At 51.7% G+C, this 5,429-nt stretch carries 2 tRNA genes and 3 rRNA genes; all 5 read left to right on the top strand.

The annotated features are described in order from the left end of the window. Nucleotides 1–265: 265 nt before the first annotated feature. The 5 genes from NCCP436_RS17385 (at nt 266) to rrf (ending at nt 5,418) form a co-directional block, all read left to right on the top strand. Nucleotides 266–1,801 (top strand): 16S ribosomal RNA (locus tag NCCP436_RS17385). A gap of 86 nt (nt 1,802–1,887) precedes the next feature. Beyond that, nucleotides 1,888–1,964 (top strand) — tRNA-Ile (locus NCCP436_RS17390). Nucleotides 1,965–1,985: 21 nt separating this feature from the next. After that, nucleotides 1,986–2,061: transfer RNA gene (locus NCCP436_RS17395), tRNA-Ala, on the top strand. A 226-nt stretch (nt 2,062–2,287) separates the two neighbouring features. Continuing rightward, nucleotides 2,288–5,181: ribosomal RNA gene (locus NCCP436_RS17400) — 23S ribosomal RNA — on the top strand. 121 nt (nt 5,182–5,302) lie between these two features. Further along, nucleotides 5,303–5,418 (top strand): 5S ribosomal RNA (rrf, locus tag NCCP436_RS17405). Together the 16S, 23S and 5S rRNA genes with 2 tRNA genes alongside form the textbook arrangement of a ribosomal RNA operon. The last annotated feature ends 11 nt before the right edge of the window (nt 5,419–5,429 follow it).

A 5,429-nucleotide genomic window follows, 5' to 3' on the forward strand; every position in this document is an offset into this window, starting at 1 on the left:
GCAAGTGGTTGAGTAGAAAGAAAAAATTCTTCGAAAAACAGCTTGACAGATTGAAAGGCTGCTGTAGAATGCGCGGCCTTGATTGAGGCGAAAGGCCTGATCGAAACGCTCTTTAACAACTGAATCAAGCAATTCGTGTGGGTGCTTGTGAGGTAAGACTGATAGTCAAAAGATTATCAGCATCACAAGTAACACTCGTGAATTCGAGAGTTTATTTGCGATTGCTGAGCCAGGTTTAGGGTTTTCTCAAAACCCAAGCAGTATTGAACTGAAGAGTTTGATCATGGCTCAGATTGAACGCTGGCGGCAGGCCTAACACATGCAAGTCGAGCGGATGAAGGGAGCTTGCTCCTGGATTTAGCGGCGGACGGGTGAGTAATGCCTAGGAATCTGCCCGGTAGTGGGGGATAACGTTCCGAAAGGAACGCTAATACCGCATACGTCCTACGGGAGAAAGCAGGGGACCTTCGGGCCTTGCGCTATCGGATGAGCCTAGGTCGGATTAGCTAGTTGGTGAGGTAAAGGCTCACCAAGGCGACGATCCGTAACTGGTCTGAGAGGATGATCAGTCACACTGGAACTGAGACACGGTCCAGACTCCTACGGGAGGCAGCAGTGGGGAATATTGGACAATGGGCGAAAGCCTGATCCAGCCATGCCGCGTGTGTGAAGAAGGTCTTCGGATTGTAAAGCACTTTAAGTTGGGAGGAAGGGTTGTAGGCTAATACCCTGCAATTTTGACGTTACCAACAGAATAAGCACCGGCTAACTTCGTGCCAGCAGCCGCGGTAATACGAAGGGTGCAAGCGTTAATCGGAATTACTGGGCGTAAAGCGCGCGTAGGTGGTTCGGTAAGATGGAAGTGAAAGCCCCGGGCTCAACCTGGGAACTGCTTTCATAACTGCCGAGCTAGAGTACGGTAGAGGGTAGTGGAATTTCCTGTGTAGCGGTGAAATGCGTAGATATAGGAAGGAACACCAGTGGCGAAGGCGACTACCTGGACTGATACTGACACTGAGGTGCGAAAGCGTGGGGAGCAAACAGGATTAGATACCCTGGTAGTCCACGCCGTAAACGATGTCAACTAGCCGTTGGGATCCTTGAGATCTTAGTGGCGCAGCTAACGCATTAAGTTGACCGCCTGGGGAGTACGGCCGCAAGGTTAAAACTCAAATGAATTGACGGGGGCCCGCACAAGCGGTGGAGCATGTGGTTTAATTCGAAGCAACGCGAAGAACCTTACCTGGCCTTGACATGCTGAGAACTTTCCAGAGATGGATTGGTGCCTTCGGGAACTCAGACACAGGTGCTGCATGGCTGTCGTCAGCTCGTGTCGTGAGATGTTGGGTTAAGTCCCGTAACGAGCGCAACCCTTGTCCTTAGTTACCAGCACCTCGGGTGGGCACTCTAAGGAGACTGCCGGTGACAAACCGGAGGAAGGTGGGGATGACGTCAAGTCATCATGGCCCTTACGGCCAGGGCTACACACGTGCTACAATGGTCGGTACAAAGGGTTGCCAAGCCGCGAGGTGGAGCTAATCCCATAAAACCGATCGTAGTCCGGATCGCAGTCTGCAACTCGACTGCGTGAAGTCGGAATCGCTAGTAATCGTGAATCAGAATGTCACGGTGAATACGTTCCCGGGCCTTGTACACACCGCCCGTCACACCATGGGAGTGGGTTGCTCCAGAAGTAGCTAGTCTAACCGCAAGGGGGACGGTTACCACGGAGTGATTCATGACTGGGGTGAAGTCGTAACAAGGTAGCCGTAGGGGAACCTGCGGCTGGATCACCTCCTTAATCGAAGACATCAGCTTCTTCATAAGTTCCCACACGAATTGCTTGATTCACTGTAGAGACGATGCTGTAACGCGCGACCCTGTTATAGGTCTGTAGCTCAGTTGGTTAGAGCGCACCCCTGATAAGGGTGAGGTCGGCAGTTCAAATCTGCCCAGACCTACCAATCATGGGTACAGATGCTTACGGGGCCATAGCTCAGCTGGGAGAGCGCCTGCTTTGCACGCAGGAGGTCAGGAGTTCGATCCTCCTTGGCTCCACCATTCTCGTTTGAGAGTTCAGAAATGAGTGCGTGAAACGCGTACTGATTTCTGGTCTTTTGACCGGAAGTATCGTTCTTTAAAAATTTGGATATGTGATAGAAGTGACTAACGATGTGTTTCACTGCACATTGTTAATCAAGGCAAAATTTGTAGTTCTCAAGACGCAAATTTTCGGCGAATGTCGTCTTCACGATAGAGACAGTAACCAGATTGCTTGGGGTTATATGGTCAAGTGAAGAAGCGCATACGGTGGATGCCTTGGCAGTCAGAGGCGATGAAAGACGTGGTAGCCTGCGATAAGCTTCGGGGAGTCGGCAAACAGACTTTGATCCGGAGATCTCTGAATGGGGGAACCCACCTGGCATAAGCCAGGTATCTTGTACTGAATCCATAGGTGCAAGAGGCGAACCAGGGGAACTGAAACATCTAAGTACCCTGAGGAAAAGAAATCAACCGAGATTCCCTAAGTAGTGGCGAGCGAACGGGGATTAGCCCTTAAGTTGATTAGAGTGTAGTGGAAGGCTCTGGGAAGTGCCGCCATAGTGGGTGATAGCCCCGTACACGAAACGCTCTTATCAATGAAATCGAGTAGGACGGGGCACGAGAAACCTTGTCTGAATATGGGGGGACCATCCTCCAAGGCTAAATACTACTGACTGACCGATAGTGAACCAGTACCGTGAGGGAAAGGCGAAAAGAACCCCGGAGAGGGGAGTGAAATAGAACCTGAAACCGTATGCGTACAAGCAGTGGGAGCCCACTTTGTTGGGTGACTGCGTACCTTTTGTATAATGGGTCAGCGACTTATATTCAGTGGCGAGCTTAACCGAATAGGGGAGGCGTAGCGAAAGCGAGTCTTAATAGGGCGCTTTAGTCGCTGGGTATAGACCCGAAACCGGGCGATCTATCCATGGGCAGGTTGAAGGTTAGGTAACACTGACTGGAGGACCGAACCGACTACCGTTGAAAAGTTAGCGGATGACCTGTGGATCGGAGTGAAAGGCTAATCAAGCTCGGAGATAGCTGGTTCTCCTCGAAAGCTATTTAGGTAGCGCCTCGTGTATCACTGCTGGGGGTAGAGCACTGTTTCGGCTAGGGGGTCATCCCGACTTACCAAACCGATGCAAACTCCGAATACCAGCAAGTGTCAGCACGGGAGACACACGGCGGGTGCTAACGTCCGTCGTGAAAAGGGAAACAACCCAGACCGTCAGCTAAGGTCCCAAAGTTATGGTTAAGTGGGAAACGATGTGGGAAGGCTTAGACAGCTAGGAGGTTGGCTTAGAAGCAGCCATCCTTTAAAGAAAGCGTAATAGCTCACTAGTCGAGTCGGCCTGCGCGGAAGATGTAACGGGGCTCAAACCATACACCGAAGCTACGGGTTCACATTTAGGTGTGAGCGGTAGAGGAGCGTTCTGTAAGCCTGTGAAGGTGAGTTGAGAAGCTTGCTGGAGGTATCAGAAGTGCGAATGCTGACATGAGTAACGACAATGCGAGTGAAAAACTCGCACGCCGAAAGACCAAGGTTTCCTGCGCAACGTTAATCGACGCAGGGTTAGTCGGCCCCTAAGGCGAGGCAGAAATGCGTAGTCGATGGGAAACGGGTTAATATTCCCGTACTTCTAGTTACTGCGATGGAGGGACGGAGAAGGCTAGGCCAGCACGGCGTTGGTTGTCCGTGTTTAAGGTTGTAGGCTGGTTTCTTAGGTAAATCCGGGAGATCAAGGCCGAGAGCTGATGACGAGCGTTCTTTTAGAATGCGAAGTGGTTGATGCCATGCTTCCAGGAAAAGCTTCTAAGCTTCAGGTAACTAGGAACCGTACCCCAAACCGACACAGGTGGTTAGGTAGAGAATACCAAGGCGCTTGAGAGAACTCGGGTGAAGGAACTAGGCAAAATGGCACCGTAACTTCGGGAGAAGGTGCGCCGGTGAGGGTGAAGTATTTACTACGTAAGCCTTTGTCGGTCGAAGATACCAGGCCGCTGCGACTGTTTATTAAAAACATAGCACTCTGCAAACACGAAAGTGGACGTATAGGGTGTGACGCCTGCCCGGTGCCGGAAGGTTAATTGATGGGGTTAGCGCAAGCGAAGCTCTTGATCGAAGCCCCGGTAAACGGCGGCCGTAACTATAACGGTCCTAAGGTAGCGAAATTCCTTGTCGGGTAAGTTCCGACCTGCACGAATGGCGTAACGATGGCGGCGCTGTCTCCACCCGAGACTCAGTGAAATTGAAATCGCTGTGAAGATGCAGTGTATCCGCGGCTAGACGGAAAGACCCCGTGAACCTTTACTATAGCTTTGCACTGGACTTTGAGCTTGCTTGTGTAGGATAGGTGGGAGGCTTTGAAGTGGGGACGCCAGTTCTCATGGAGCCATCCTTGAAATACCACCCTGGCAACCTTGAGGTTCTAACTCTGGCCCGTTATCCGGGTCGAGGACAGTGTATGGTGGGTAGTTTGACTGGGGCGGTCTCCTCCCAAAGAGTAACGGAGGAGTACGAAGGTGCGCTCAGACCGGTCGGAAATCGGTCGCAGAGTATAAAGGCAAAAGCGCGCTTGACTGCGAGACAGACACGTCGAGCAGGTACGAAAGTAGGTCTTAGTGATCCGGTGGTTCTGTATGGAAGGGCCATCGCTCAACGGATAAAAGGTACTCCGGGGATAACAGGCTGATACCGCCCAAGAGTTCATATCGACGGCGGTGTTTGGCACCTCGATGTCGGCTCATCACATCCTGGGGCTGAAGCCGGTCCCAAGGGTATGGCTGTTCGCCATTTAAAGTGGTACGCGAGCTGGGTTTAGAACGTCGTGAGACAGTTCGGTCCCTATCTGCCGTGGACGTTTGAGATTTGAGAGGGGCTGACCTTAGTACGAGAGGACCGGGTTGGACGAACCTCTGGTGTTCCGGTTGTCACGCCAGTGGCACTGCCGGGTAGCTATGTTCGGAAGAGATAACCGCTGAAAGCATCTAAGCGGGAAACTTGCCTCAAGATGAGATCTCACTGGGAACTTGATTCCCCTGAAGGGCCGTCGAAGACTACGACGTTGATAGGCAGGGTGTGTAAGCGTTGTGAGGCGTTGAGCTAACCTGTACTAATTGCCCGTGAGGCTTGACCATATAACACCCAAACAATTTGTGGTGTCGATGGTGAAGTCGACAGACCGAAAATTTGCGAGAACTGCAAGCCTATATCACGTATCCAGGGGATAGCGTCCATGACGAGATCCCAACCGAATTGCTTGACGACCATAGAGCGTTGGAACCACCTGATCCCATCCCGAACTCAGAAGTGAAACGACGCATCGCCGATGGTAGTGTGGTGCTTCACCATGTGAGAGTAGGTCATCGTCAAGCTCCTATACGAA

Origin of the sequence: Pseudomonas sp. NCCP-436, assembly GCF_019656335.1 — a bacterium.
Taxonomy (GTDB): Bacteria; Pseudomonadota; Gammaproteobacteria; order Pseudomonadales; family Pseudomonadaceae; genus Aquipseudomonas.